Raw genomic sequence first — 22645 nt, 5'->3', positions numbered from 1 at the left:
GCCCGATAGATGTACAGCCACAAGGGTTTGAAGGGATTGGCCGCGGCCGGGATGGGCGGGGTGCTCCTGCTGACCGGATGCGCCTCCGATGAGGCCGGTGAGGACCTCAAGGAAGTCGAGATCGCGCTGATCGGCTGGGAGGAGGCCATCGCGGTCACCCACTTGTGGGAGGTCATCCTGCGGGAGAAGGGCTACGAAGTCACGATCACCGAGACGGATCTCACGCCGGCCTTCCAGGGAGTGGCTGACGGGGAAATCGACCTGTACCTGGACATGTGGCTCCCGGTCACGCACCACGAGTACATGGACGAGCACAAGGGCCGGATCGAGACCCTGGGCTCCTGGTACGACAACGCCTCCCTCACCCTGACGGTCCCCGAGTACATGGAGGACGTGACCTCGATCGACGACCTGCCTGAGCACTCCGAGGATCTGAACGGGACGATCGTCGGCATCGAACCGGACGCGGGCCTGACCCAGGTCACGCAGAATCAGACGATGCCCGGCTACCTGCTCGACGAGGACTTCGACCTGGAGACGTCGACGGGCGCTTCGATGATGGCCGATCTGGGTGAGGCGTACGAGGCGCGGGAACCCATCGTGGTGACGCTGTGGCGTCCGCACCCGGCCTACGCCCAGTACGGACTCAAGGACCTCGAAGACCCGCAGGGGCTGATGGGCGAGGCCGAGACCATCCACTCCATCGGCCGATCCGGTTTCGGTGAGGACTACCCCGAGCTGTCCGAGTGGATCCAGAACTGGACCATGAACGACGACGAGCTGGCGGACCTGGAGGTGCTCACGGTCGCTCCCGGTGTCGAGGACCCCGCCGCGGGAGCCCGCGAGTGGCTGTCGAAGAACCCCATGTTCCTGGAGCGCACCATGGGTGAGGCGGCGCGGGGCCTGGAGTTCTGACCCCTCGCGCCGGGGGGACACGTGAAGCGGGGCCGTCATCCAGGTGGGATGACGGCCCCGCTTCTCATGTCCGCATGGGTTGGTCCGGTTCTGCGGTTCAGGGGGCGTAGTAGCCGCCCTGCGCGCCGCCCCCGGGGCTGATCCGACGGTTGGCCTCACGCTTGGGCAGGAGGTAGGCGGCGAGGAGTCCACCGACGAAACCGAACAGGTGCGCCTGCCACGAGACCCCGGGGTGCTGGGGCAGAACCCCCCAGATCATGGTCCCGTAGAAGATGATCACGCAGATCATGATGACGATGTCGACGGTTTTGCGCTCGATGATGCCGCGCAGGACGGTGTAGCCGAAGTAGCCGAACACGAGTCCGCTGGCGCCCACGGTGGGAACGCCGGGGACGGAGAACAGCCACACGCCCACACCGCTGACCACGGCCACGATCAGGGTGGTGAGCAGGAAGCGCCCTTGGCCGCTGAACGCGACCAGGGATCCCAGCACCAGGAACGGCAGCGAGTTGCCGATCAGGTGGGGGAAGTTGGCGTGCATGAGCGGGGCGGTCAGTACCGTCCAAGGGGCGCTCGTGTCCCAGGCGCGCAGCCCGAACTCTTGGTCGAGCCGCATGCCGGGGACGGTGTCGACGATCTCGAACACCCACATGGCCGCGAGCATCCCCGCTACGGTCAGGATGGCGGTAATTCTGGACTGCTTCACACCTTGAGAGTAAAGGAACAGCCCTTGTGGTGGTATGTCCGTCGCGGTGTGTGTGGCGAATCGAGAGGAATGTCTGACTGATCCTCGCTGCCGGCCGTGGGTTCGCACTGACTCCGGCCGCCACGCCATCGGGTTCCGGCCGGACCGGATGCGCGGGTTTCGGGGCCCGAGCCAGGCCTCGGGTGAGCCCTGTGGGGTCGGTGGACCCCGGTAGGAGTCAGGAGGCCAGGGACCGCTTGCGGGGCGGGATGCCGGCGACGGCCATGAAGGACTCGACCCTGGCGGGCTGGATCATCCCGGTCAACGGCAGGTGGCTGCGCGCGGTGCGGCGGCCGGACAGGGACGGGAAGCGCTTGGCTCGCCCGGTGATGTCGTACAGACCCAGGGAACGGATGCGTCCGGGCAGCAGGTGGTAGGAGCCGATCTCGTCGAAGGGGACGCGCACGACGTAGGAACCGCGTTCGTAGCGGAACTCGTCCTTGGAGATCTCCAGCACGGGCTTCCTGATCAGGTGGCCGTGGATGGCGGAGGCAGCGCCGCCGAGCGCGAGCAGGACGCCGAGGGTGATGTTGACCCAGTGGCCGGGATCGATCACCACCGCCACGAGACCTAGGGCCACCAGAGCGTAACCGGCCGATGTCTCAACGTACTTGCGACCTACAGGGCAGACCAGACGGACCGATTCGGACACGGCGGATGCCTCTCTCGCTGGGCTGGGCGTTGAGGGTGACGGAGGCCGTCACACGGAACCTTATCCGCTTCGCGTGTGAGGGGCCCCCGGTTTCGGACATCTCGACGAGGGGGTTCGGGACACGCTGGGTTCCATCTTCGGGTGTTCTGCGAATACAAGGTTCGATGATTGGTTCATCCTATGTTTCCAGGAGTGAAAATTACCCTGGTGGATTGTCATCATTTCGGGTTGCTTGGGCTAGATGTGGGTGCATGTCTGTTTCTCTCTTTGTAGTGGCGTGCGTCCTCGCCGTAGTTAAACATTGTTGACTTCTGCGTCGGGGCTGTTCGTGGTATCCGATTAACCGCAATCCTTTCGTTGCTCGTCCGAATCCCGCCGATCGGCGAAGTTTTTCAGGGACCTCTGGCCTGCGGTGATGTGAGGTGAAGCGACGCGTTGCCGGGGTATTGGGAAAACATGACTCGGACTTGGGATGATGGGCGCGAACCGGTTGCGGATGGGTCACGAATCCGGCATTGGGGCTATACAGACATTTCGCTAAATGGTCTTCTGATCGACTAATCGCCTAGTTTTGGCGGGGATTGCCCTTGGGGCATCTCCCCCGTGTCCTGTTCGCTTCAGTGATCAAGGGTGTGACTATGTTCAAGCGTCGAAAGACGCTGGCGCTCGCCGCGGCGGCGTCGTCAGCAATGTTGGTGGTCAGTGGCTGTAGTGGCGGAGAAGGGGAGGCAGACGACGGCGTCAGGGAAGCCACCTGGGTCATCGAGACCCTCCCCGGCGCATGGCAGTCCATCAGTGCGGCCGGTGGCAGCGTCTACGTCATCCAGATGCTCTCCGGCATTCTTCCGAGCACCGGCGGGTGGCTGGCCGACGCTGAGACCTACGAGTACGACATGGACGTCCTCGCCGAAGAGCCCACCCTCATCAACGACGACCCCGACGAGGGGCCGTTCGAGTTCAGCTTCACCCTCGCCGAGGACGCCGTGTGGAGCGACGGCGAGCCGATGACCGGTGAGGACCTGCGGGCCACCTGGATGATGTCCGCCGGGCCGGAAGAGGGCCACTGCAACGGTTGTGACTCCCGTTCCAGCACCAACCCCGACCAGGTCGAGGCCATCGAGGTCGACGGCAAGACCGCCACGGTCACACTGAAGGAGGGCCTCGCCAACGCAGAGTGGATGAGTCTGTTCGACTCGCACAGCGTCGCGGGCGGTTTCCTCCCCTCCCACCTGGCCGAGGAGAACGGCTGGGACATCGACGATCCGGACCAGCTGGGCGAGTTCTTCGCCTGGCTGCACGCCGAGCGCCCCGAGTGGTCCGGCGGCCCGTTCCAGATCGTCGAGGGAGACCTGGAGAACGAGGTAGTCAAGGAACCGAACCCCGAATGGTTCGGGGACGAGCCCGGCCTGGACCGTGTCACCTTCATGTTCAACACCGACGAGGGCACCTTCGTCAACGCCTTCAGCAACGATGAGATCCACGGCGGTAGCCCGTCCTCCTACAACGAGGACGTCTACACCCAGCTGCAGGACCTGCCCAACGCCGAGATGTCGATCGGTGAGGGCGCGGCCTGGGAGCACGTGGACCTCAACCTCAACAACGAGTTCCTCCAGGACGTCGAGCTGCGACGTGCCATCTTCACCGCGATCGACCGCGACGAGATCGCCTCGCGCAACTACGAGGCCGGCTACCCCGAGTACCAGCTGAAGAACAACCACGTCTTCGGCAACGACAGCCCCTACTTCGTCGACCACTACGAGGGCGAGACGCAGGGCACCGGCGACATCGACGCCGCCACCGAGATCCTCGAGGAGGCCGGCTACGAGGTCGGCGACACCCTCACCCTCGATGGTGAGGAGATCGGCCCCTTCCGTCTGCGCAGCACCGACTCCGTCGTGCGCAACACCTCGCTCCAGCTCATCCAGGCGCAGCTGGCCGAGATCGGCGTCACCGCCAACATCGAGGTGACCGACGACCTTGGCGGCACGCTCGCCGAGGCCGACTACGACATCATGCAGTTCGGTTGGCAGGGCACGCCGTACTTCGTGACGTCCGGTGCCCAGTACTGGCGCAGCGACAGTGACAGCAACTTCGGCGCCTTCGACAACGAGGACGTCGACGAGCTGGTCGACCAGGCGGCCAACGCCCCCGACCTCGACACCGCCGCCGATCACCTGAACGAGGCCATGGAGATCCTGGTTCCGGAGGCCTACGTCCTCCCGATCATGCACGAGCCGAACTACTCCTTCGTGAACAGTGACCGGCTCGCGGGGGCCGAGGACAACCTCCAGTCCAGCTACCGCTCCACCCACAACGTCGGTGAATGGACCATCGCCGACTAGGGCGGACCGAGTACCCAGGCCCGGCTCCGGGACACCCTCCCGGGGCCGGGCCGATCCTCGCCCATCCCTGAAGGATCACTTCCATGCTCGTTTACACGATGCGACGCGTCCTGGGCGCGCTACCCGTCCTGGTCCTCGCATCCATCCTCACCTTCGTGATGATCGACGTCTCCGGTGACCCGCTGGCGGACATCCGGATGCAACAGCCACCGCCCACGGAAGAAGTCATCCAGCAGGCGGAGGCGCGCCTCTACCTGGACCGCTCCATGCCCGAGCGGTACTGGCTGTGGATGACCGGAATCGGTGGCAACGGCGACATCGGCCTGCTCCAGGGTGAGTTCGGCCCGTCCACCCAGGGCCCGCACTACGAGATCGGCCCCGCCATCGCCGAACGTCTATGGACCACGCTGCGCTTGGTGGGCGCCGCCATGGTCTTCGCGTTGGGACTGGCGATCATCACCGGTGTCATCAGCGCTCTGCGCCAGTACTCCAAACTCGACTACACGCTCACCTTCGTGGGCTTCCTGGCCCTGGCGATGCCGACCTTCTGGCTCGCGGGCATCATGCAGGCGGCCGGGGTCAAGTTCAACCAGTTGGTGGACGAACAGGTCTTCGCCACCATCGGTGACGGACGCTTCCGAGCCCAGGGCGAACCGTTGGGAGACCAATTCCTCAACGCCTTCGCCCACATGGCACTGCCGACACTCGTGCTCATGCTGATCAGTTTCGCCTCGTGGAGTCGCTACCAACGCACCTCCATGCTGGAGGTGATGAACAGCGACTACGTGCGTCTGGCCAGGGCCAAGGGGCTGCGCAATCACGTCGTCATCCGACGTCACGCCCTGCGTACCGCGCTGATCCCGCTGACGACCGTCGTCGCCATCAGTGTGGCGAGCGTGATCGACGGGGCCATCCTGACCGAGGTGGTCTTCCAGTGGCGCGGTCTCGGCGATTTCTTCATCACGGCGGTCGACAACAACGATTCCTACGCGCTGATGGGCTGGCTGCTGCTCAGCGGCGTCATCGTGATCGTGGCCAACCTCGTCGCCGACCTGCTGTACGCCGTGCTCGACCCAAGGATCCGCTATGAGTGAGAACGGCATGTTCGGGAGCACCCGCAAGGGGGCGAAGAAAAAGGACAGTGCCGACCGGACCCAGCTGCAGACGATCCTGATCAGGTTCACGCGGCACCGTCCCGCGATGATCAGCCTGGTCATGTTGATCCTGATCGTCCTGTTCGCGTTCGTGGGGCCCTTCTTCTGGATGTGGGACCACACCGTCTACAAGGAGATCCCCAGCAACCTGCCGCCGGGCGGCGAACACCCCTTGGGAAGTTCGGCCGCCGGAAACGACGTCCTCGCCCAGCTGATGCGCGGGGCCCAACAGACCCTGAAGGTCGCCTTCACCGTCTCGCTGGTCTCCACCGTCGTCGGCTCCATGTGGGGCGCCACGGCCGGGTACTACGGCGGTCGCGTCGATGCGTTGATGATGCGGATCGTCGACATCTTCCTCATCGTCCCGTTGCTGGTCGCGGCCGCGGCGATCGCGGGCAACACCGGTGCGGGGGCCTCCTGGTCCGCCATCGCCATGATCATCGCGATCTTCTCCTGGGCCACCATCGCGCGTGTGGTCCGCGGCGTCGTCCTGTCCCTGAGGGAACAGGAGTTCGTGGAGGCGGCCCGGGCCTCGGGGGCCTCCGCGTCGTGGATCATCATCCGGCACCTGCTGCCCAACGCGGCCGGACCGATCATCGTCGCCGCCACCCTGCTGGTGGCCGTGGCGATCCTCGCCGAGGCGGGCATGTCCTTCCTGGGGCTCGGCATCCAGCTCCCGGACATCTCGCTCGGCCAGATGATCGGCAGCGCGCGCACGGCGGTGACCACGCGTCCGTGGCTGTTCTACCCGCCGGGTGTGCTGTTGGTGCTGATCTGCCTGACGATCAACTTCATCGGTGACGGCCTCCGGGACGCCCTCGACCCACGACAGACCAGGGTGCGGCGATGACGACTGAGTACATGAACGAAGAACACGCCACCGTCGAGACCGGTGACGACGTGGTGCTGGAGGTCACCGACCTGAGCGTCACCTTCCCCTCCGACGACGGTCCGCTTCCCGCGGTCCGTGAGGTCTCCTACGTGCTGCGCCGGGGCGAGGCCCTGGGCATCGTGGGGGAGTCGGGTTCCGGCAAGTCCGTGACCTCCATGGCGATCATGGGCCTGCTGCCCAGGAACGCACAGGTGGAGGGCTCCACGCGGGTCCTCGGCCAGGAGATCATCGGGCTCAACGACAAGGAGATCAGCAAGGTCCGCGGGAAGAAGATCGCGATGATCTTCCAGGACCCGCTGACCTCGCTCAACCCCGTCTACACGATCGGCTACCAGATCGCCGAGGCGGTGCTCGCGCACAAGAAGGTGAGCAAGCAGGCCGCCATGAAGCGGGCGTTGGAACTGCTGGAGGTCGTGGGCATCCCGTCGCCCGAGCAGCGGCTCAGGCAGTATCCGCACGAGCTCTCCGGCGGTATGCGTCAGCGTGTGGTCATCGCGATCGCCATGGCCAACGAGCCGGACGTGATCATCGCCGACGAGCCCACCACGGCACTCGACGTGACCGTTCAGGCGCAGGTCCTGGACGCGCTCCAGCGGGCCCGCCGGGAGACCGGCGCCGCACTGGTGCTCATCACCCACGACCTCGGCGTCGTCGCCGGTCAGGTCGACCGGGTCGGTGTGATGTACGCGGGCCGCATCGTGGAGATGGGGCCGGTGGAGGAGGTGTTCTACCGACCGCGCATGCCCTACGCGTTGGGGTTGCTCGGCTCGCTGCCCCGGTTGGACGGCGACGCCTCCGACCGGCTCACGCCCATCCTCGGAAGCCCGCCCTCCCTGCGGGACCTGCCTCCGGGCTGCGGGTTCGCCCCACGCTGCCCGATGGCGCGGGACCGGTGCCACGAGGAGGAACCACGGCTGTTGCTCACCACCGGTGACACCGGTGGGGAATCCTCCGCCGCGGACGACACCATCGTCCACAGGTCGGCCTGCCACTTCAGCGAGGAGTTGGCGGGAGTGGAGGCGACCGACCTGTTCCAGGCCGGTGAGGAGCGCGAGAAGGCGCCGAAGGACGCACCGGAGACCCTCGTGGAGCCGGAGGTGCTGCTCAGCGCCACCGACCTGGTCAAGCACTTCCCGATCCGGTCCAAGGGCATCCTGCGCCGCAAGGTCGGTGAGGTGCAGGCGGTCTCCGGTATCTCGCTGGACCTGCGGGAGAAGGAGACCCTCGCGCTGGTGGGGGAGTCGGGCTGTGGCAAGTCCACCACGGCGCGGCTACTGCTCAACCTCATCAAACTCACCTCGGGCGAGGTGACGTACATGGGGCAGCCCTTGCAGGGTCTGACCGACCGCCGGATGCGTCCGCTCCGCAAGGACCTGCAACTGGTCTTCCAGGACCCGTTCGCCTCTCTGGACCCGCGGATGACGGTCTCGGACATCATCGGCGAACCGATGCGCATCCACGGCGACGGGCACCGCGACGCGCGCAAGCGGGTCAAGGAGCTCCTGGAACTGGTGGGGCTCAACCCCGAGCACGGTTCGCGGTACCCGCACGAGTTCTCGGGTGGCCAGCGCCAGCGCATCGGCGTGGCCCGTGCTCTGTCGCTCAACCCCCGGGTGCTGGTCCTGGACGAGCCGGTCTCGGCCCTGGACGTGTCCATCCAGGCGGGTGTGATCAACCTGTTGGAGGATCTCCAGGACGAGCTGGGACTGTCGTACCTGTTCGTCTCGCACGACCTGTCGGTGGTCAAGCACATCGCCGACCGGGTGGCCGTGATGTACCTCGGCAAGATGATGGAGACGGCCACGACGGAGCAGTTGTTCAAGGCGCCCGCGCACCCGTACACCCAGGCGTTGATCTCCGCGATCCCGCTGCCCGACCCGATCAAGGAACGGACCAGGGAACGGATCATCGTCACGGGTGACATCCCGAGCCCGGCGAACCCGCCTTCGGGGTGTCGATTCCGGACCCGTTGCTCGAAGTTCGCGAACGAGCTCTCCGACGCCGAACGCACCAAGTGCGTCGAGGAACCGCCGGAGCTGCTGGACCGCGGCAGTGGCCACCGGGACGCCTGCCACTACTCCCAGGTGGTGGAGCTCATCTGAGGCCTTCCGGCGGTGCGCCGCCGGAAGTGACGGGAGCGTACCGGCGTCGTGGAGGAGCATCCTCCACGGCGCCGGTTTCCTGTGCCGATTTTCTGCCTTGATGACCTGCGGCGACACGCGAGATAACGAAAGTATCTGGTTTCCGAGACGCGGCTCCGTTACTTTCGACGCTCACGTTGTCTCTGACCGGCTTCCTCCGAAGGAGAATCCTTGGCACCCGCTGCCCCCCATCGGCCCACGCCGTTCCGACGACACGGAAGGTGGCCGGCGGCCACCTTCCTCACCCTCTCCCTCACCCTGGTGACCGCACCCGCGCTGGCCGACACCGCCGATCCGGCGGAGCGCGCGGACGAGTTGCGATCCGACATCGACGCGATCCTGGAGGATCCCGCGCTGGAGGGCGCGACCTCCGGTGTGGTGGTCGCCGACGCCGACAGCGGTGAGGAGCTCTACTCGGCGGACGCCGACACCTCGCTGTTGCCCGCCTCCAACATGAAGTCCTTCACCACAGCGGCGGCTTTGCAGGCGCTCGGCCCCGACCACACCTTCACCACCGAGGCCGTCGTGGAGGACGGCGCCGCCGAAGGAGAGGTACCCGGGCTGTACCTGGTCGGTGGCGGCGACCCGACGCTCAGTGCGGACGACCTCGACGCCATGGCCGCGGACGTGGCCGCCGCCGGGATCACCTCGGTGGACGAGGTGTACGCCGATGACACCTGGTTCGACGACCAGCGTCTGGTGGACGACTGGTGGCCCGAGGACGAGCCCTACGCCTACTCCGCGCAGATCTCGGCTCTCACGGTCGCCCACGGAGACCGCTACGACACCGGAGTGACGGAGGTGACCGTCACCGCCGCCGCGGACGGTGAGGCGGTGAGCGTGGACCCGGGCGCCGCCGAGGGCTACGTGGAACTCGACAACCAGGCCGTCACCGGCCCGGCCGGGGGAGAGAACACCCTGGCGATCGACCGTCCGGTCGGCACCAACACCATCGCGGTGACGGGGAGCCTGCCCGCCGACGCCGAGCCGACGGTGGAGCTGCGCACCGTCGACGAGCCCGCCGGGATGGCCGGACACGTGTTCGCCGAGGCCCTGGCGGAGAACGGGGTCGAGGTCGAGGGCGACGTCGCCCGAGGCGAGGTCCCCGAGGACTGGGACGAGCCGTACCCGGTCGCGGAGAACACCTCCATGCCCTTGGAGGAGATCCTCGTCCCGCTGATGAAGTTCAGCAACAACGGTCACACGGAGATGCTGGTCAAGACCATCGGCCGGGAGAACGCGGACGAGGGTTCGTGGGAGGCCGGACTGGTCGGGGCCGACGAGGCCCTTCAGGAGCTCGGGGTGGACACCTCGGACCTGGTCCTCAACGACGGTTCGGGGTTGTCCCGGACCGACCGGATCACCGCGGGTGGCATGATCGACCTGCTCACGAAGGTGCAGGACGCCCCCTGGTACGAGGCCTGGCACGACTCCCTGCCGGTGGCCGGGGACAGCGACCCGTTCGTCGGTGGCACCCTGGCCTCCCGGATGGACGGCACGGCGGCCGACGGCGTCGTACAGGGCAAGACCGGCACCATGAGCGGTGTGAGCGCCCTGTCCGGCTACGTGCAGGGTCCGGACGGCTCGGAGCTGTTCTTCAGCGTCGTCAACAACGACCACGCCGGTTCGGCGCCCCTCCACGTGCAGGACGCCATCGCGGTCCGGCTCGCCGAGTACCTGGGCAACCAGACGCCGGAGGGCACCGCGTCCCTGCGCAGTGCGCCCACGGTGAGCGGGGAGCTGGAGTGCTCCTGGGAGCTGACCTGCTGACACCGGTGGTGACACCTGTGACGCCGCCCTGAAGGAGCGTCGCGCGAGTGGTGACGAGGGCCCGTCGAGGATCGGCGGGCCCTCGTGCCGTGTCAGCCGAAGTCCACCCCGTCGCGGCGTTCCGCACGACACCTCGTCGTGTTGGCGAAGAACCCGCACAGGAACCGCGATGGGGACTTCCCGTCGCCTTGCGGCGCACCACCCGTCCTGAACGCCGCATCGTCATGGGCGAACCCCGACCGGCGCGGCACCGGCTCATACGCGGGGTGGTCAGGGCCGGCCGGTGGAGTTGTCCACAGGCTGGGGACGCGGGCTGTCGCCGGTCGTCCGGAGCCGGCACTGTGGATCACGGCGGGGCTCGCCCGTCACCCTGTTCCTCCCACAGCGCGACTCCCCGCCGCGCCGTGCCGCAGAAGGGCTTTCCGTGTGGAACCGCTGAACGTCACATCGGTGCTGGGCATGATCTTCGGGCAGGTCTTCTCCCTGTTCATGCTGATCCTGGTCCTGCTCGGTCTGGGCAAGCTCGCCAGTCGGCTCATGGACGTGCCCTTCAACCTGCCACGCCTTGCGCTGTCCGCGCTGCTGGGCGCACCAGCCGGATCGGTGGGCGCGATTCTGGCCTACTACGGCTCCTTCGACGCGTTGAACAGCACGGACCCGGCCCGGATGGACCAACCGGGTTTCATGGCGCTGATGTTGTTCGCGATGGCGGTGGGCTCGATGCTCGCGTTCGTCGCCTTCGAACTCCTCATGCCACGGGGCACCCGGGTCCGGCCGGTGGCCATGCTCCGGGAGACCAGCGACCTGTTCGGAAGACTGGGCCGGTACCGCAGGATCCTGTGGATCCTGGTCCGGCACGGCCTGGGCGGATACGTCATCGGCCGGCGGGAAGGGGTGGAGGACACCTCGGTGCAGCGCAGGCTGGCCCGATCCCTGTCCCGCTCCATGGAGGAGGCGGGGGTGGTGTTCGTCAAGCTCGGTCAGGCGGTGGCCACCCGACGTGACCTGCTGCCACCGGTGTTCGTCGAGGAACTGAGCCGGTTGCACAGCGAGGTGGCCCGGGTCCCCTACGACGAGATCCGCGACTGCGTGGCGGCCGAACTGGGGCGGGGCATCGACGAGGTGTTCGCCGACTTCACCGCCGAACCCCTGGCGGCCGCGTCCATCGCCCAGGCACACCCGGCGCGGCTGCTCGGTGGTGAGGAGGTCGTGGTCAAGGTGCAACGACCAGGGATCGGCCCGGTGGTCCGGCGCGACCTAGACATCATCCGCCGCCTCGCCAAACGAATGGAGGAGCACACCGCCTGGGGGCCGGCGATCGGGGTGCGCGACCTCGCCGAGGGGTTCGCCGACGCCCTGCTGGAGGAGTTGGACTTCGAGGTGGAGGCGACCAACATCGCCGCCGTCGCGGAGGCCTCCGTCGACTCACCGGTGCGCATCCCCCGGGTGTACGAGGCCTACACCAGCCGTCGGGTGCTGGTGATGGAACGACTGCACGGGAACCAGATCGACGGGACCGGTCTGCCGGAGGAGCGCGGGGAGGAGATCGCCAAGACCCTGCTGGACTGCCTGTTGGAGCAGGTGCTCGTCGGCGGGATCTTCCACGCGGACCCGCACCCGGGCAACATCCTGCTGCTCGACGACGGAGGGGTGGGTCTGCTCGACTACGGGTCGGTGGGGCGACTGGACGCCCGGACCCGCGAGGCGTTGCAGATGATGCTGCTGGCCATCGACCGGGGTGACGCGGTCCTGCTCACTGACACACTCCTGGACGTGGTGGACGACCCGGGCGAGATCGATCCGGAGCGGCTGCGCAGGTCGCTCGGTCAGTTCATGGCGCGCTACCTGCACGGCGGAGCCACGGCCAGCATGCGGATGTTCACCGAGCTGCTCATGCTGGTCACCCGATTCGGGCTGGTCCTGCCCGCCGAACTGGCGGCGGTGTTCCGGGCGCTGGCCACCCTGGAGGGCACGCTGGTGTTCCTCGCCCCAGGCTTCGACACCGTGTCCGAGGCCAAGCGGTACGCGGGGGCGCGGATGTCGGAACAGTTGGACAGCGGCAACCTGAGGGAGCTGGCGACCGGTGAGCTGTTGGCCCTGTTGCCGACCCTGCGCCGACTGCCACGCCGGTTGGACCGGATCACCGATCAGCTCCACAAGGGGCGGTTCACGGTGCAGGCGCGGCTCTTCGCCCACCCGGAGGACCGAAGACTCCTGCGCTCGGTGGTCCGTCGTGCGGTCATGACCGTGCTGGCGGTGGTCACCGGGTTCATGTCGGTGGGGCTGTTCAACGTGACCGAGCAGACCGGGGTGGCCTGGTCCGACCTGGCCACGCACACCCAGGCGCTCAACCTGTTGGCCTGGATCCTGCTGGCAGCCACCGCGATGTTCGTGCTGCGGCTGCTGGTGGACATGGTCCGGGACGGGGCGGAGAACAGACGACGCTGAGGGGAGCCGCCACGATCGGCTCGGGACGCGGGGTGACCAGGGGTCGTGAGTCGGACTGTGGGTCGGTGCCGGGCGAGGTGATCCGGTGTGGGGCAGGGCGGGCGGCCCGGGGCCGTGATCGGTGCCGGGCGGCGAGACACGGTGGGTCGGTCCACGCGGTGTTCGCGGTCGGTGTCTCCTTCGCGAGCGGTCAGGCGGCGCGGTCGATCAGGCGACGTAGGGCCCGGTACACCTCTTCGGCGGAGGGCGGTGGTTCCAGGAGACAGCAGCGCAGGAAGTAGCCGTCACAGGCGGCGGCCACTCCGGCACGGGACTCCGCGGTCGGCAGGTAAGGGGAGAGGAAGGCGTCCATGGCGTCGTGCCAACGCGCGACCTGAGCCCGCAGAGTGGGTCGCCGGGCGGCGATGAGGAACAGTTCCATCTCCGCCAGGGCGTGGACGCGGTCGTGTCCGACACCCTCGGCGATGAGTGCCGCGAACCCGCGCAGCGCCGCGTCCGGTTCCTCGGGAAGGGTCTCCACCACCGAGACGTAGGCGTCGTTGACCCGGGTGAGCGTTTCGACGAGGAGGTCGTCGATGGTGGCGTAGTAGTAGGTGACGGTGCTGGGTGGGACGGCGGCCTCTGCCGCCACCCGACGCTGGCTGACCGCGGTGACGCCCTCCCGGACGATGACGGCCATGGTGGCGTCCAGCAGGGTCCGGCGACGCTGTTCACCCTTGCGGCGACGGCCGTCGCCGATGTTCTCCGGGTCCTCGGTGGGGCGCACGGTGCTCACGGTGTTCCGCTCGTTCGCCGGTCGGCCGGGGTGTACGGGTTCAATGCTGCCCACCCATCTCCAGGGCCATGACGCCTGCTATGACCAGGGCGATGCCGCCGACCTGTACCCAAGTGAGGGACTCTCCCAAGAAGACCGCTCCGATGATGGCGACCAGGGCGACCCCGATGGCGGCCCAGGTCCCGTAAGCGATCCCGAGGGGCAGACCCCCGGCGAGCGCCTGGGAGAGCCCGTAGAACGCGCCGCCGTAGCCCACGACCACGATGATGGAGGGGAGCAGACGGGTGAACCCCTCGGAGAACTTCAGCGAGGTGGTGGCGATCACCTCCAGGATGATCGCTCCGGCCAACCACATCCACGGCATGGCACCGCTCCTTCGTGTCCTTCGGGCCTCCCGAGGGAAACCTGCTCGAATGCTCAGTTTGTGTTCGACAGGAAACCTGATCGAACGAACAAGATTCTACACGGTGCATGATGGAGGAGGCGGGACAAGGGCTCTTCGGATGGCCGAAAAACCACCCCCTGGCGGACCGTCCACGTACCCCCTGGGTGTATTCTCGGCGGTTCCGGACGAGGTGGATCGGACACCATCCGATAACCGCTCCATACCGATACGCCGGAGTTCAGAACCTTTTCCGGGCTGAAGCGTCTAACTGACGTAGGCCGGGTATCGAGAAGTTCTATGGAGGTCCAGACGTGACGGGCAAGACCCAGTCGGCGGTGAAGCGCCGGTTCGGCATCGGACTCGTGGCGCTCGCGCTCGTCGCGACCGCGTGCACTTCAGGCGACGCCGAGACGCAGAGCAACTCCGACTCCGCCGCGGACGCGGAACCGGCCGAGCTGAGCATCACCCCGGAAGAGGGCGGCGAGGAGATCGCGCCCAACACCCCGGTCCGGGTCAGCGCAGAGTTCGGGACCATCAGCGACGTCCGGATCGACCAGACGGTGGTCAGCGAAGCGGCCGTCCCCGATGGTGGCGAGGCCGACGGTGAGGACGACGAGGCCGAGCTGTACGACATGACCGGCACCCTCAACGAGGAGGGGACCGAGTGGGTCAGCGACTGGAACCTGCGCCCGGGCTCGGAGATCGTGGTCACCGCGACCGCGGAGAACGAGGCCGGTGAGGAGACCGAGGTCACCAGCGAGTTCAGCACCCTCGACGCGGTCGCCGGACAGCGTCTGGAACTGGCCTCCAACTTCCCGAGCTCCGGCGACACCGTCGGCGTCGGCATGCCCGTCGTGATCAACTTCGACATGCCGGTCAGCAACAAGACCCAGGTCGAGAACTCCATGAACGTGGTCGCCGAACAGGAGATGTCCGGTGCCTGGAACTGGGTGACCGACCAGATGGCGGTCTTCCGGCCCGAGGCGTACTGGGAGCCGCACCAGAACGTCACCGTCGACCTGAACCTGGCCGGGGTCGAGGCCTCCGACGGTGTCTACGGTGTGCGCAACTACCAGATCGACTTCGAGGTCGGCCGCGAGCTCATCGCCACCATGCACGTGCCCGACCACGAGATGGAGATCGAGATCGATGGTGAGCACGAGCGCACCATCGATGTGAGCAACGGTGCGGCCAACCGTCGTTTCGACACCACGACCACCGGCGTGCACGTGCTCATGGAGCGCTACGACACCATCACCATGGACTCCAGCACCGTGGGCATCCCCGAGGACGCCCCGGGTTCCTACCGCGTGGACGTGAACTACGCGGTCCGCACCTCCAACAGCGGCGAGTTCGTGCACGAGATGTCCAGCAACGGCGCCATCGGTTCGGCCAACACCTCCAACGGCTGCACCAACCTGGGCATGGACGACGCGGTGTGGTTCTTCGAGAACACCCTGATGGGCGACATCCTCGACACCACCGGCACCGACCGCGAGTTCGAGTGGGACAACGGCTGGGGTTACTGGCAGAAGTCCTGGGACGAGTGGCTCGATGGCAGCGAGACCGACGAGGCGCAGATGACCACCGACGGGACCCCCGGTTCCGTTCACGGTGAGGACCTGTAGGAAGCGCCGTCGTCACCGGCCCCTGACGGGGGCCGGGCGGAGACGACACGGGGGCGCCCGCGGTGCACGGCACCGCGGGCGCCCTTTCGTGTGCCCGCCCGCGAGGCCGCCGAGCGGGTTCAGGCCTCGACGGGCCCCGAAGTCCCCCCACCATCCGCGGCGCGCAGCCGGGCGATCAGGGCCTCTATCACCAGCTCGGTGACCGTGGCCATCTCCACCGCGTCGGGGTCCAGCAACCACTGCACCTGGAGACCGTCCATGGAGGCCAGGATCGCGGTGGCCGCGGAGTAGGCCGGGGTGTGACCGGTGGGTCCGGGGGTGTTCGCCGCGTCGCGGTACCGCGGTCCGATCCGGTCCAGGACCGCCTCCTCCACCTCTTGGCGCAGCACGGTGTACCGGTCGCGGAACCACTCCTGCGCGGGATGTCGGGCGGTGGCGCTCTCAGCGGAGAGCACCGCGTACAGCTGGGTGGTGCCGGGGCGTTCGGCGTTGCGCTCGGCGGTGGTGACCAGGTGGTCCAGCATGCCGCCGCCCGAGGGTGCGGGGTCGTTGGTGTCGCGGAGCTCCAGCACCGCGGTGAGCAGTTCGGTCTTGGAACCGAAATGGTGCAGGACCCCCGCGGGGGTGATGTCGAGCGTCGCCGCGATGTCGGCCAGCGACGTGTTGTTGAACCCCTGGGCGGCGAACACGTCGGCGGCGGTGCGCAGGATCCGCTCGCGACGATTGACCCGCCTGCGCGGGGCCGGGGAGGACGGATCGCCCCCGGGAGAACGCGTGCCGGTGGGGGTCGTCTCGCTCATGGTCGGTTCTCCACTTCCTCGTACCGCGCGGGTACCCCGGGCCTGTGGCTGGGGGTCTTCGGGCCCGGTCGCGTCCACGTTACCGATGTTCCCTTACCCCTCTTGCTTAATGAACATTAAGTAAGTAACGTCTCGCGTCAAGAGACGTGGATCACAGGGCTAGGGGCTCATGACTTCAGACCTTCACCAGCGCGTCACCCGCCTGTCCCTGGAGGACAAGGCACGCCTGCTCACCGGCCGGACCGGCTGGGTCCTGCACGCCGCCACCGAGATCGGCCTGCTCCCGATCACCGTCTCCGACGGGCCCGCCGGGGTCCGAGGGACCGAGGCCACCCAGGACGAACACTCCGCGGGTCTACCCAGCCCCACCGCGGTCGCTGCCGCCTGGGACACCGAACTCATGGAACGGGTGGGTCGCTTCTTCGCCGCCGAGGCCCGCCGCAAGGACGTCGACGTGGTCTTGGCCCCCGTGCTCAACCTCCACCGCTCCCCGGCGGGCGGACGACACTTCGAGTGCTTCTCCGAGGACCCCCACCTGACCGCCGAACTCGGTGCCGCGTTCGTCCGCGCCGTCCAGGGCGAGGGCGTGGGCGCCTGCCCCAAGCACTTCATCGGCAACGAGACCGAGCACGAACGCACCGGATACGTCTCCCGCATCGACGAGCGCACCCTGCGCGAGGTCTACCTGCCGCCCTTCGAGGCCGTGCTCGACGCCGGGGCCTGGACCATCATGGCCGCCTACAACGGCGTCGACGACGGGGTCGAGACGTCCACCATGACCGAGCACCGTCGACTGCTCACCGACCTCCTCAAGGGCGAGCTCGGGTTCGACGGCGTCGTGTTCAGCGACTGGGCCGCCACCCGGAGCACCGCCCCCTCCGCCGACGCCGGGCTCGACATCGTCATGCCCGGCCCCGGCGGCCCCTGGGGGCGGGTGCTCGTGGACGCGGTCCACGCCGGTGAGGTCGACGAGTCCGTCATCGACGACAAGGTGGTCCGACTGCTCCGACTGGCCGGACGGGTCGGCAAACTCGACCGGGACACCACCACGGCCGTCGAGGGCGAGGGCGAACGCGTCATCCTGCGCGAGGTCGGCTCGCGCGGCCACGTCCTGCTCCGCAACGAGGGCGACGTCCTGCCGCTCTCCGACTCCGTGCGCACGGTGGCCCTGATCGGTCCCAACGCCGTGGACGCCTACACCCAGGGCGGCGGCAGCGCCCACGTCAACGCCAAGTACCTGGTCGACCCGGCCGAAGGGCTGCGGGAGGTACTGCCCGAGAACGTCGAGGTCACCCTCGTCCGCGGCGGCGACCCCCGACGCCTCCTACCGGTCGTCACCGCCGAACACCTCACCGAGGCCGACCTCACCCTCTACGACGGCGATGGCGAGGCCATCGACCTCCCCGAGGTGCCCGGCGGGGCCTTCCACATCAACGCCCGGGAGGGCACCGAACGGGCCGAACTCGTCGCCTCCCTCACCCTCACCGAGCCCGGGACCCACCGGGTCGAGGTCGCCGCCGTGGGCGCGCACACCATCCGGGTCGACGGCGAGATCGTCTCGGAGAGCGACCACCGTGCCTCCGTGGACGACATCCTCGAATCGCGCCACGCCCACCCCGAAGGGCCGCGCGTGGAGATCGAGGTCCCCGAAGGCGCCGAGCCGCGCACCGTGGGGATCGGCGTCGACATGGAGGTCGGCGACTTCGGCGGGTTCGGACGCGGCGTCATCGTCCAGATCCGACACGCGCCCCCCGGCCCCACCGTGGAAGAGGAGATCCAGGAGGCCGTCCGCGCCGCCGAGACCTCCGACGCCGCCATCGTCGTGGTCGGCACCAACAACGAGGTCGAGTCCGAGGGCTACGACCGCCCCACCCTCGACCTGCCCGGAAGCCAGGACGAACTCGTCCGACGGGTGTGCGCCGCCAACCCGAACACCGCGGTGGTGGTCAACGCGGGCGCACCCGTCCTCCTGCCCTGGCTGGACGAGGTGCCCGCCGTCCTGTGGTCCTGGTTCGGCGGTCAGGAGTACGGCCACGCACTCGCGGACACCCTCACCGGCCGCGCCGAACCCACCGGTCGGCTGCCCTGGACCCTGCCGCGCGACCACGACGACGTGCCCATCCTGGACACCCACCCCGTCGACGGCGTCCACGACTACGACGAGGGGGTGTTCGTCGGCCACCGCGCCTACGACCGTGACGGGATCGAACCCCACCGCCCCTTCGGATTCGGCCTGGGCTACACCGACTGGCGGATCGACGACGCCGCGCTGTCCGCACCGCACACGACCGCGGGTCCCGACGGTCTGGTCACCGAACCGCCCACGATCACCGTCACCCTCACCAACACGGGCCGGCGACCCGGACACCACGTCGTGCAGGTCTACCTGGAACCGCCCGTCGACGAAGACGGGCTTCCTCGTCCCCCGCGCTCCCTGGCCGCCTTCGCGTCGGTGCGCGCCGCACCCGGCGAGACCGTCACCGCCCACCTCGACGTCCCACCTCGTGCCCTCGCGATCTGGGATCCCGCAGAGCACGCACGGCGCACCCCGGAGGGCGCCTACCACCTCGCGGTGGGCTCCTCCAGCCGTGCCATCGCGCACCGTCTCTCCTTCGACGTGCGCTGAGTCCACCCCCCCCACCGCAGGTTTTCCCAAAGGAACCAGCATGAAAGTTCCCCACCCCCCAAGGGGACGCAGCGCCGCCCTCACCGGTCGAGGACTCACCCGCCGCGGACTGCTCCGCGCCGGCGCCACGGCCACGGCGTTCGGCTCGGTGGCGGCGCTCGGCGGTTGCGCCGCCACCGTCGGCCCCGCCGGAAGCCGCCCGGTCGTCCCACCGAAGGACCCGAACGAGAACATCGCACTCGACTACTGGACCTGGTGGCCCGGCTTCCAGACCGTGGCCGACATCTGGAACGAGGAGAACCCGGACATCCGCGTCCGCGCCGTCACCATCCCCGGCGGGCTGGACGGCGGATACGCGATGATGTTCAACTCGCTCGTCGCCGGTAACCAGCCGGACCTCGCCCAGGTCGAGTTCTTCCAGATCCCGTCCTTCCTCCTGGAGAACGGGCTGGAGGACCTGAGCCGGTACGGGGCCTTGGACCACGCCGACCTCTACGACGAGTGGCAGTGGTCGCAGGCCGCCTACATCGACGGTCACTACGGCATCCCCGTCGACTCCGGGCCCGTGCTGTTCTTCCACCGTGCGGATAAGTACGAGGAGTGGGGGATCCAGACCCCCGCGACCTGGGGCGAGTACGCCGAAGCGGCTCGGAAGGTGGCCGCCGCCGAGGAGGGCGCCGCCATCGAGTCCTTCCCCGTGGGGGACGCCGACTGGCTGGCCGCCATGTGCATGCAGGCCGGGGCGCGGTGGTTCACCTCCGAGGGAGGCGAGTGGTCCGTCGACTTCATGGACGACGGGTCGGTGAAGGTGGCCCGCTTCTGGGAGGAGCTGGTCCGCGAAGGGGTTCTCAACCTCACCCACACCGTGTGGTCCACCGGATGGTTCCAAGGGCTGCAACAGGGCACCATCGGCACCTGGACCGTGGGCAACTGGGGCGACGCCATCATCCAGGGCAACGACCCCGACAACCCCGGCGCCTGGGCGGTCTCCGGTCTGCCCCAGTGGGAGGGCGAACCCCGACGCGAAGGTACCTGGGGCGGGTCGGCCTCCGTGGTGCTCAACGGTGCCCCACACCCGCACGAATCGGTGCGGTTCGCCAACTGGCTGGCCACCGACCAGCGTGCGGTGGACGCCATGATCACCGAGTGCGGCATCGGATGGGCGGCCTCCCAGGAGGTCAACGAGAACTCCGTGCGCAACCAGGGGCCCGACCCCTACTTCTCGGAGCAGAACTACACCGACATCGTCGCCGAAGCCACCGAGTACATCCCCACCGACTGGATGTGGGGGCCGACGCTGAGCGCCACGAAGAACCACATCGGCGACGCGTTCCGGGCCGCGGTCACCGACGGGACCTCCTTCGTGGACGCGCTCGCGACCGCCCAGGCCAACACGATCGGCGACATCCGCGCCAAGGGGTTGTCGGTCAGGGGTGGGCCATGACCACGACGACCAGGCCCCACTCCGACCCCACGCGCCCCGAACGCCGGTCGGGGCCGCCGCCCAAGCGCCGGTTCAAGGCGGGTGCCCTCACCCCTTGGGGGTTCCTCGCACCCTTCCTCGGCCTGTTCGTGCTCTGCTTCGTCCTGCCGATCCTGTACGCGGTCCACCAGAGCTTCGTCCAGGTCCGACGGCACGGACTCTTCGGTGAACTGGACCGCGAGTCGGTCTTCGCCGGCTTCGGCAACTACGCCCGGGCACTCGACCAGGACGCGTTCGTGGACTCCATCGGTCGGGTGCTGCTCTTCGGCATCATCCAGGTGCCGGTCATGCTGGGGTTCGCCCTGGCCCTGGCACTGCTCCTGGAATCGGCCTCCGCGAAGTGGCCGGGCTTCTTCCGGGCGATGTACTTCATGCCCTACGGCGTCCCCGGCGTGGTCGCCACCCTGCTCTGGGGCTTCCTGTACGTGCCCGGCCTGTCCCCGATCGTGGACGTGGCCGGCCTGGTCGGCATCGAGCTCGACCCGCTCGGCGACGGCACGGTCCTGTGGTCGATCGCCAACATCATCACGTGGCTGTTCATCGGCTACAACATGTTGATCCTCATCGCCCAGCTGAAGACGATCCCCAGCGAGCTGTACGAGTCCGCGCGGATCGACGGGGCGGGCCCCTTCCAACTGGCCCGGCACGTCCAGTTGCCGCTGATCCGGCCGGCCCTGGTCCTGACCACGATCTTCTCGATCATCGGCACCCTGCAACTGTTCGCCGAGCCACAGATCCTCGCGGGCTTCACCGCGACCATCGACTCCGCCTACACACCCAACATGGCGGCGTACAACTCCGCCTTCACCGACAACGACTACAACGTGGCCGCCGCCCAGTCGGTCATCGTGGCGCTGACCGCGTTCGTGCTCTCGTTCGGCTTCCTCTGGTCGGTCAACAGGAAGGACCGGCAACGATGACCACGACCAAGACCCCCACCGGTAAGGGCGGGCCCGCCGGCCGATCCGCGGGCAAGGGCACCGCGACCGGTGCGCCGCTGCGCTCCAAGATCCTGGTCACCGCGATCCTCGCGGTCGCCACGTGCTACTTCGTCCTCCCCGTGTACTGGGTGTTCGTGGCGGCCACCAAGACCACCTCGGACCTGTTCAACACGCACGGGTTCCTGCTGGGTGACACGTTCGCCCTGTGGGGCAACATCGCCGACGTCCTCACCTACCACGACGGCATCTTCTGGCGCTGGACCCTCAACAGCGTCTTCTACTCGGTGTTCGGTGCCCTGCTGGCCACGCTGTTGGCGGCCGCCGCCGGGTACGCGCTGGCCAAGTACGACTTCCGCGGCCGGGAACTGGTGTTCGGCATGGTCTTGGGCGGGGTGCTCGTCCCGGCCGCCGCCACCGCGCTGCCGCTGTACCTGTTGTTCAGCCAGATCGGGCTGGCCAACACCTACTGGGCGGTCCTGCTGCCCAGCCTCATCTCCCCGTTCGGCCTGTACCTGTGCCGGATCTACGCCGACGCCTCGGTACCCGACTCGGTCATCGAGGCGGCCCGCTTGGAAGGCGCGGGCGAGGGGCGCATCTTCTTCGGCCTGGGCCTGCGCATGATGGCGCCGGCACTGGTGACGGTGTTCCTCTTCCAACTGGTGGGCATCTGGAACAACTTCTTCCTGCCGCTGGTGATGCTCGCCGACGAGGAGCTGTACCCGATCACTCTGGGCCTGGTGACCTGGCAGTCCTACCAGGGTCGGGACATCGAGATGTACATGCGGGTCGTGACCGGTTCCATGCTGTCGGTCATCCCGCTGATCATCGCCATCATCGTCCTCCAGCGCTACTGGCGCGGAGGTATGACCGCGGGCGCCGTCAAGGGCTGACCCGTATCGAACGGCGGGGCCCCTGAACGAGCCCTTCGGGGGTCCCGCTCTCCACTAT

The 22645-nt window shown here is 67.9% G+C and carries 17 protein-coding genes; 12 read left to right on the top strand and 5 right to left on the bottom strand.

The window, feature by feature from the left end:
- The first annotated feature begins 9 nt into the window (after positions 1 to 9).
- Positions 10 to 915, top strand: coding sequence for a glycine betaine ABC transporter substrate-binding protein (locus BQ8420_RS12765; protein WP_087098669.1), 906 nt, complete (start codon positions 10 to 12; stop codon positions 913 to 915).
- Positions 916 to 1012: 97 nt separating this feature from the next.
- On the opposite strand, the gene BQ8420_RS12760 is transcribed toward BQ8420_RS12765, so the two are convergent.
- A complete protein-coding gene (locus BQ8420_RS12760; RefSeq protein ID WP_087098667.1) occupies positions 1013 to 1621 on the bottom strand; it encodes a rhomboid family intramembrane serine protease in 609 nt (202 codons plus the stop codon).
- A gap of 217 nt (positions 1622 to 1838) precedes the next feature.
- Positions 1839 to 2312, bottom strand: a complete 474-nt coding sequence (locus tag BQ8420_RS12755) for a hypothetical protein (RefSeq protein ID WP_087098665.1) — start codon at positions 2310 to 2312, stop codon at positions 1839 to 1841.
- Positions 2313 to 2950: 638 nt separating this feature from the next.
- On the opposite strand from BQ8420_RS12755, the gene BQ8420_RS12750 reads away from it, so the two are divergent.
- The 6 genes from BQ8420_RS12750 (at position 2951) to BQ8420_RS12725 (ending at position 13059) form a co-directional block, all read left to right on the top strand.
- Positions 2951 to 4654, top strand: a complete 1704-nt coding sequence (locus BQ8420_RS12750) for an ABC transporter family substrate-binding protein (RefSeq protein WP_200815914.1) — start codon at positions 2951 to 2953, stop codon at positions 4652 to 4654.
- Positions 4655 to 4737: 83 nt separating this feature from the next.
- Positions 4738 to 5748 carry an ABC transporter permease gene (locus BQ8420_RS12745; protein ID WP_087098663.1) on the top strand — a complete coding sequence of 337 codons (1011 nt, stop codon included), beginning with the start codon at positions 4738 to 4740 and terminating at the stop codon, positions 5746 to 5748.
- Positions 5741 to 6658: an ABC transporter permease gene (locus tag BQ8420_RS12740; protein ID WP_087098661.1), complete on the top strand. Its 918-nt coding sequence runs from the start codon at positions 5741 to 5743 to the stop codon at positions 6656 to 6658. The genes BQ8420_RS12745 and BQ8420_RS12740 overlap by 8 nt, the downstream gene beginning before the upstream one ends.
- Positions 6655 to 8802 carry an ABC transporter ATP-binding protein gene (locus BQ8420_RS12735; protein ID WP_087098659.1) on the top strand — a complete coding sequence of 716 codons (2148 nt, stop codon included), beginning with the start codon at positions 6655 to 6657 and terminating at the stop codon, positions 8800 to 8802. Before BQ8420_RS12740 ends, BQ8420_RS12735 begins: the two co-directional genes overlap by 4 nt.
- A gap of 210 nt (positions 8803 to 9012) precedes the next feature.
- Positions 9013 to 10611, top strand: coding sequence for a D-alanyl-D-alanine carboxypeptidase/D-alanyl-D-alanine-endopeptidase (dacB, locus tag BQ8420_RS12730; RefSeq protein ID WP_087098657.1), 1599 nt, complete (start codon positions 9013 to 9015; stop codon positions 10609 to 10611).
- Positions 10612 to 11037: 426 nt separating this feature from the next.
- Positions 11038 to 13059 (top strand): AarF/ABC1/UbiB kinase family protein, encoded by a 2022-nt coding sequence (locus BQ8420_RS12725; protein WP_200815913.1) that lies wholly within the window; start codon positions 11038 to 11040, stop codon positions 13057 to 13059.
- A 190-nt stretch (positions 13060 to 13249) separates the two neighbouring features.
- Here the strand turns inward: BQ8420_RS12725 and BQ8420_RS12720 are convergent, their stop codons facing one another.
- Together BQ8420_RS12720 and BQ8420_RS12715 are read right to left on the bottom strand one after the other, a co-directional pair.
- Positions 13250 to 13834, bottom strand: coding sequence for a TetR/AcrR family transcriptional regulator (locus BQ8420_RS12720; protein ID WP_087098717.1), 585 nt, complete (start codon positions 13832 to 13834; stop codon positions 13250 to 13252).
- Between the two features lie 40 nt (positions 13835 to 13874).
- Positions 13875 to 14198, bottom strand: a complete 324-nt coding sequence (locus BQ8420_RS12715) for a multidrug efflux SMR transporter (RefSeq protein WP_087098655.1) — start codon at positions 14196 to 14198, stop codon at positions 13875 to 13877.
- 332 nt (positions 14199 to 14530) lie between these two features.
- Here BQ8420_RS12715 and BQ8420_RS12710 point away from each other — a divergent pair, with 332 nt between their 5' ends.
- Complete coding sequence (locus BQ8420_RS12710; RefSeq protein ID WP_087098653.1) at positions 14531 to 15847, top strand: Ig-like domain-containing protein; 1317 nt, start codon at positions 14531 to 14533, stop codon at positions 15845 to 15847.
- A 119-nt stretch (positions 15848 to 15966) separates the two neighbouring features.
- On the opposite strand, the gene BQ8420_RS12705 is transcribed toward BQ8420_RS12710, so the two are convergent.
- A complete protein-coding gene (locus tag BQ8420_RS12705; RefSeq protein WP_087098651.1) occupies positions 15967 to 16647 on the bottom strand; it encodes a TetR/AcrR family transcriptional regulator in 681 nt (226 codons plus the stop codon).
- Between the two features lie 169 nt (positions 16648 to 16816).
- Here BQ8420_RS12705 and BQ8420_RS12700 point away from each other — a divergent pair, with 169 nt between their 5' ends.
- From BQ8420_RS12700 to BQ8420_RS12685, 4 genes are read left to right on the top strand one after another with little or no spacing between them, the layout of a single operon-like run.
- Positions 16817 to 19273, top strand: coding sequence for a beta-glucosidase (locus BQ8420_RS12700; protein WP_087098649.1), 2457 nt, complete (start codon positions 16817 to 16819; stop codon positions 19271 to 19273).
- A 40-nt stretch (positions 19274 to 19313) separates the two neighbouring features.
- The gene (locus BQ8420_RS12695) at positions 19314 to 20717 is read left to right on the top strand and encodes an ABC transporter substrate-binding protein (RefSeq protein WP_087098647.1); all 1404 of its coding nucleotides are present in this window, start codon (positions 19314 to 19316) and stop codon (positions 20715 to 20717) included.
- The gene (locus BQ8420_RS12690) at positions 20714 to 21676 is read left to right on the top strand and encodes a carbohydrate ABC transporter permease (RefSeq protein WP_087098645.1); all 963 of its coding nucleotides are present in this window, start codon (positions 20714 to 20716) and stop codon (positions 21674 to 21676) included. The genes BQ8420_RS12695 and BQ8420_RS12690 overlap by 4 nt, the downstream gene beginning before the upstream one ends.
- Entirely contained in the window at positions 21673 to 22587 is a 915-nt protein-coding gene (locus BQ8420_RS12685) for a carbohydrate ABC transporter permease (protein WP_087098643.1), read from the top strand. The genes BQ8420_RS12690 and BQ8420_RS12685 overlap by 4 nt, the downstream gene beginning before the upstream one ends.
- Positions 22588 to 22645: the final 58 nt, after the last annotated feature.

Origin of the sequence: Nocardiopsis sp. JB363 (assembly GCF_900143625.1) — a bacterium.
Classification (GTDB): domain Bacteria; phylum Actinomycetota; class Actinomycetes; order Streptosporangiales; family Streptosporangiaceae; genus Nocardiopsis.
Note: the sequence above shows the minus strand (reverse complement) of the source record. Positions and strands in the feature narration are given on the sequence as shown.

Excerpts from the sequence above, each read along its gene's own strand:
- BQ8420_RS12765 (WP_087098669.1), top strand. The coding sequence starts at position 10 with ATGTACAGCCACAAGGGTTTGAAGGGATTGGCCGCGGCCGGGATGGGC.
- BQ8420_RS12750 (WP_200815914.1), top strand. The coding sequence starts at position 2,951 with ATGTTCAAGCGTCGAAAGACGCTGGCGCTCGCCGCGGCGGCGTCGTCA.
- BQ8420_RS12745 (WP_087098663.1), top strand. The coding sequence starts at position 4,738 with ATGCTCGTTTACACGATGCGACGCGTCCTGGGCGCGCTACCCGTCCTG.
- BQ8420_RS12740 (WP_087098661.1), top strand. The coding sequence starts at position 5,741 with ATGAGTGAGAACGGCATGTTCGGGAGCACCCGCAAGGGGGCGAAGAAA.
- BQ8420_RS12735 (WP_087098659.1), top strand. The coding sequence starts at position 6,655 with ATGACGACTGAGTACATGAACGAAGAACACGCCACCGTCGAGACCGGT.
- BQ8420_RS12715 (WP_087098655.1), bottom strand. The coding sequence starts at position 14,198 with ATGCCGTGGATGTGGTTGGCCGGAGCGATCATCCTGGAGGTGATCGCC.
- BQ8420_RS12705 (WP_087098651.1), bottom strand. The coding sequence starts at position 16,647 with ATGAGCGAGACGACCCCCACCGGCACGCGTTCTCCCGGGGGCGATCCG.
- BQ8420_RS12700 (WP_087098649.1), top strand. The coding sequence starts at position 16,817 with ATGACTTCAGACCTTCACCAGCGCGTCACCCGCCTGTCCCTGGAGGAC.
- BQ8420_RS12695 (WP_087098647.1), top strand. The coding sequence starts at position 19,314 with ATGAAAGTTCCCCACCCCCCAAGGGGACGCAGCGCCGCCCTCACCGGT.
- BQ8420_RS12690 (WP_087098645.1), top strand. The coding sequence starts at position 20,714 with ATGACCACGACGACCAGGCCCCACTCCGACCCCACGCGCCCCGAACGC.
- BQ8420_RS12685 (WP_087098643.1), top strand. The coding sequence starts at position 21,673 with ATGACCACGACCAAGACCCCCACCGGTAAGGGCGGGCCCGCCGGCCGA.